Raw genomic sequence first — 5,430 nt, 5'->3', positions numbered from 1 at the left:
ACACAGTGCTTATCGGTATGGATCTGCAATTCCACAAAACCGATGGCGACGAGCAAGACAACTATGCATTTGGCACTATCAACCCGTGGAACCCAGTTTACGGCAACTTCACCCCTCTTGATCCTGCCAACAACGTGAAACGTGAGATTGAGAAATCTCAAGCAAGTCTCTATTCACAATACCAATTGAAACTGCATGAACAGTGGATTGGTAACATAGGTGCTCGTTACGACTGGGTGAAAACAGAAAACTCTGGCAAAGGCGCTACCGTTGATCAAAGTGAATCTCGTGATGATGGTCAGCTCTCTCTAAGTGCGGGTGTGATGTACCTTGCAAACAATGGCCTGTCACCTTACGCAAACTACTCTCAGTCGTTTGAAGTGATCAGCACTATTGATGCGGCAACCAATGAACTTTACAAACCGCTGGAAGGCGAGCAAGTAGAAGTGGGTGTAAAGTATGAGCCAAGCTTTATGGATGGCTTTATCAACCTTGCATGGTTCGACATCACGCAAAAGAACGCGTTGGTCACTAACCCATCAACATGGATTGCGACACAAACAGGTGAAGTGACATCTCAAGGTATTGAGCTAGAAAGCACGGCGCAGCTAACCGACGATCTAAAACTGATGGCAAGCTACACCTACACTAAAGCGAAAACAGATGAGAGCTTTGGCCAAGGTAAAAAACAAGCCGCACTTATTCCTGAGCATCAAGCGTCTGCATGGGTAGACTACAGCGCCTACAGCCTGATTCCAGGCCTCAATATCGGTACTGGTGTGCGCTACGTAGGTGAGTCAAAAGATAACCCTAAGAGCTCGAACCTAACGGTTCCTTCTGTCACTCTTTGGGATGCGTCAGTCACTTACGACATCACTTCACAGTGGCAAGCACAGCTAAACGTGAACAACATCCTAGATAAAGAGTTTGTTTCAGGTTGCGATTACTGGTGTTACTACGGCCAGTCTCGCTCTGTTATGCTAAACGCAAACTACCGCTGGTAATTGTACTTCTACTCCCCTCTATTGAGGGGAGTTTTCTCCTAAGAGCCATCCATGTTTCAACTGTCTAATATTGAGATCGTGCGAGGTGGACGTCAGATCCTCGGCATCGAACAACTTAACATCCCAACAAATGAGCTAACGGTCGTTTTAGGCCATAACGGTTCAGGTAAGTCGACACTGGTGAACCTGCTTTCTGGTCAAATGCCACCAGATAAAGGCACGGTAACACTAAACGATACTTCCCTTTCATCACTCAAAACCAAAGAGTTGGCAAAACAGATCGCCTATTTGCCACAAAAGCTGCCCTCTTCGGCTGGTTTAACGGTAGAAGAGCTAGTGCGCTTAGGTCGCTTTCCGTGGCGTGGGGCACTTGGTCGTTGGAAAGCTGAAGACAAACAGATCATCACGCAGGCTATGGAACGAACAGGGGTTACACCTTTTGCTCAAGCTTTGGCGGATGACTTATCGGGCGGCGAGCGCCAACGTGCTTGGGTGTCTATGCTACTGGCTCAACAATCGCCAATTTTAATTCTCGATGAGCCAACCTCGGCGCTCGATGTTCACCATCAGTTTCAACTAATGGCGCTGCTGGCAGAACTGAATCGAACCGAGAATGTAGGCATTATCGTGATCCTGCACGATCTGAACTTAGCACTGCGCTACGCCACCCACATTGTTGCGCTCAAAAAAGGTAAGATTGCCTTTGAAGGCAACGCCGACATGTTGTTAGACGAGGCACGCCTTTCTAAACTATATGAGTCACCAATTAAGCTGATTGAACACCCAAGCCCGGCTAACACATTAGCGAGCCAAAAGGTGGCTGTTGTATGCGCATAATAGCTCGTTTACTTACTGTGGTTACACAATCTGCTTTTCTCCTCGCATTTTTTATGACCAATGCACATGCAGTCATCACCGTTACCGATGAATATGGCGAGCATAGTTTTGAGCAAGCGCCTCAACGCGTTGTAGCCTTAAACTGGGACATCTTAGAACAAGTTTTGGCGCTAAACGTAGAACCAATCGCAGCCCCAAATTTACCAGGCTACCGCCAATGGGTCGTCAATCCAACTGCACCAGAGTCAATTGAAGATATTGGAACCCGAGCAGAACCCAACTTAGAAAAAATAGCCAGTTTGAAACCAGATGTCATTCTTGCTGCGTCTCCACAGCAAGACTTGATTCCGTTACTCAAACAAATTGCTCCGGTAATCTATTTACCTAATTTTTCTGAAAATGAGGCCGCAGCTGAAACGGCCATTCGTCACTTTCGTACGCTCAGCAAGCTATTCAATAAAGAGGCACTTGCTGAACAGAAACTGGCAGAATTAGATGCTTCATTTGCGCAGATGCGCCAGCGAATTCGCCACTATTACTCTTCTCCACTCAGCGTTCTTGTGATGCGATTTTCAACTCCGAATACTGTATTACTTGCAACCGAAAACTCCACCACTGACTACGTGGTTAGAAAACTGGGATTACAGGCTCCAATTAAAGAGGACCCACGAGCGTGGGGAGTAAAGCAAGATCGAATCAATCGGCTTCAGGGCCTTCAAAACAGCTACGTTCTCTACGTACAACCTTTCCCAGAAGAACGAAAACTAAAAGAGTCGCCACTTTGGCAAGCGATGCCGTTTGTGAAAAAGCAGCGGGTAAATTCAGTCAGAGCAGTGTGGGCGTATGGCGGTGCCATGTCTTTGCAATACACCGCTGAAGCGATTACCGACAGTCTAATAGAGTTGGCACCAGAACAATGAGAACGAAACATTATATTGGTTATCTGGCGCTGATTACGTTACTTAGCGTCTTTAGCCTACAAATTGATACTAATTTATCACTTTTCGAACAATGGCAATTATTAACAAAACCAGAGGTAGCAACCGAGTTTCGTGATGTATTCTTTACGCAAGCGCAACTTCCTAGGTTAAGTATGACCCTGCTTGTTGGTGCCATGCTTGGTCTCACCGGCAGCTTAATGCAGCAATTAACGCAGAATAACCTCACCTCGCCGTTGACTCTTGGCACCTCTTCTGGTGCTTGGCTTGCATTAGTCGTGGTAAACATTTGGTTCGTCGATTGGGTCGCCGATTACTCTGCATTAGCCGCAATGTTTGGGGCTTTAGTGGCGTTTGGCCTGATCGTATCAATTGCCGGTGTGCGTAATATGACAGGTTTGCCGTTGGTCGTTTCGGGGATGGTGATCAATATCTTGCTCGGTTCTATCGCCACAGCCATTATTATTTTAAACGCCCAGTTCGCACAGAATATTTTTATGTGGGGAGCAGGAGACCTCTCTCAATACAGCTGGGATTGGTTTGAGTGGTTATTGCCTCGCTGCGCTATCGCAATCGTAATTTTGATCGTCGCACCACGTATTCTGACCTTAATGAAACTAGGACAAGAAGGCGCAGCAGCCCGAGGCTTAGCGGTATTACCCGCGTTTGGTGCGTTAATGGTGATGGGTATTTGGCTGGTATCTGCCTCCATCACCGCAGTTGGTATTATCAGCTTCATCGGATTACTGACACCCAATATTGCCAGAGCGATGGGGGCAAGAACACCGCGCGACGAATTGATCAGCAGCATGCTTTTGGGCGCAATGCTACTAATCATCACAGACTCTGCCGCTATCTCGCTGAGCTTATGGTTAGAGGAAACCATTCCTAGCGGCGTAGCGGCTGCAGCTATTGGCGCTCCCGCTTTAATTTGGTTTACTCGTAAAAAACTGACGGCAACCGATCAACTTAACCTTTCAATGAGCCAAGGAAAAACGGCGCTTTCTAAACGCGCGGTATGCAGCATTGCGCTATTCAGTCTGGTTGGGATTCTAGCTTACTCATTCGTTACCCATGGTATAAACGGGATCCAATGGTCTGTGCCAGGTGAGTTCCAATGGCAATTGCGCTGGCCGCGCATGTTAACCGCACTTTCTGTCGGTATTGCGCTATCCGTTGCCGGAATCATTTTGCAACGCATAGTTTACAACCCTCTGGCAAGTCCCGATATTCTCGGTGTGTCTTCCGGAGCCACGTTTGCCATTATTACGACAGGAGTCATCGCTGGGTCGCTTCTCTCCGCATTTAGCTGGGGTATCGCTTTTTTCGGAAGTATGTCCGTATTGATGTTATTGCTGGTTATCGGTAAACGAAGCCATTTTAATCCATCTAACTTCGTGTTGTCCGGCATCGCACTAACGGCACTATTAGAAGCCCTCGTTCAATTTTCGCTAGCTCAAGGCTCAGGTGACAGTTACAAAATTTTATTGTGGCTAACTGGTTCTATTTATCGAGTCACAGCCGACACCGCACTGATGCTATGTTTGGCCATAATAGTTCTGCTTGCCGCTGTATTCTCGATTTCTCGTTGGCTAACACTAATTTCCATCGGGCGACAATTCTCAAATGCACGAGGGCTTAACCCTACCGTAGCCAATACGCTTATGCTCACCATCGTTGCTTTGTTATGCGCCTTTTCTACCGCTACAGTTGGTCCAATATCTTTTGTTGGCTTGGTCGCTCCCCATATGGCGATGATGTTAGGAGCAAGAAAAGTGAAAGAGCAACTGTGTGTCGGTGCCTTAATTGGCGCAACCCTAATGTTGTGGGCAGATTGGCTAGGACAAATCGCTATTTATCCAAGTCAGGTCGCAGCTGGCACGTTGGTCGCTATTATAGGCAGCACTTACTTCCTATTTTTAATGCTGAAGAGTAAATTCAGCTAAGTTGGGAATATTGTTACAGCCTAAAAATACGCTAAGAAAAACAAACCCCGCTATTTTGATAGCGGGGTTTGAAATTAAAGGCGAAGTACGATGCTCTATTCTTCTCGCACTACAGGAAAACGTTGCTCATAAAGTTCCATAAAGTCCTTACGAATTAAGTGCTCTAAGTGGTTCGCTTTATCGGTTGGGCAGAAAATCATCACGTGCAGAATTTGTTCACCATTAATGTTGCTAGAAATATGCATATGTGGCTCAGAACCAGGAAGGTCAACACCGGCATGTTTTTCAATCATCGCATTGTAACGATGTGCAACATCAGCAAAGTAACTGCAATGTTCTTCAATTTTATCAGTTAAAATCGGTAGCAGTGGATACAAATTGACGAAGTCTTTCACCACTACAGAAAAGTTGTGGTAAACGTACCGCTTCATGAAGTTGAGGTTCTTTACTGGATAGGTAAAGAACATACTATTAGGCAATGTCGCTGTTTTGCCGGTGTAATGATATTGCCCATGATGCAGGTCGATCTCTTGAATCACCGTCGCCATCATATTGTGCTCAATCACTTCACCGCATAACTTCCCGACCTCAATCCAGTCCCCAACGCGAAAAGAACGTGAACTTGCTCTTTGAATCGAACCCGTAAAACACAAAATGATTTCTTTGGATGCCACTACAATGGCAACGGCAATCGCCGTTACACTC

5 protein-coding genes are annotated in these 5,430 nt (G+C 46.3%); 4 read left to right on the top strand and 1 reads right to left on the bottom strand.

What is annotated here, in order from left to right:
* The 4 genes from CAG68_RS20840 to fhuB all read left to right on the top strand — a co-directional run.
* A partial coding sequence (locus CAG68_RS20840) for a TonB-dependent receptor domain-containing protein (protein ID WP_161441613.1) occupies positions 1-1,004 on the top strand: 1,004 nt, incomplete at its 5' end.
* A 51-nt stretch (positions 1,005-1,055) separates the two neighbouring features.
* Complete coding sequence (locus CAG68_RS20835) at positions 1,056-1,841, top strand: ABC transporter ATP-binding protein (protein ID WP_017635311.1); 786 nt, start codon at positions 1,056-1,058, stop codon at positions 1,839-1,841.
* Entirely contained in the window at positions 1,832-2,761 is a 930-nt protein-coding gene (locus CAG68_RS20830; RefSeq protein WP_017635312.1) for an iron-siderophore ABC transporter substrate-binding protein, read from the top strand. The genes CAG68_RS20835 and CAG68_RS20830 overlap by 10 nt, the downstream gene beginning before the upstream one ends.
* A complete protein-coding gene (gene fhuB / locus CAG68_RS20825; RefSeq protein WP_005383903.1) occupies positions 2,758-4,725 on the top strand; it encodes a Fe(3+)-hydroxamate ABC transporter permease FhuB in 1,968 nt (655 codons plus the stop codon). Before CAG68_RS20830 ends, fhuB begins: the two co-directional genes overlap by 4 nt.
* A gap of 95 nt (positions 4,726-4,820) precedes the next feature.
* Here the strand turns inward: fhuB and CAG68_RS20820 are convergent.
* The coding region (locus tag CAG68_RS20820; protein ID WP_161441612.1) for a mechanosensitive ion channel domain-containing protein at positions 4,821-5,430 on the bottom strand (610 nt) is incomplete at its 5' end.

Source organism: Vibrio sp. V42_P2S4T144 (assembly GCF_009904715.1).
Classification (GTDB): domain Bacteria; phylum Pseudomonadota; class Gammaproteobacteria; order Enterobacterales; family Vibrionaceae; genus Vibrio; species Vibrio alginolyticus.
Note: the sequence above shows the minus strand (reverse complement) of the source record. Positions and strands in the feature narration are given on the sequence as shown.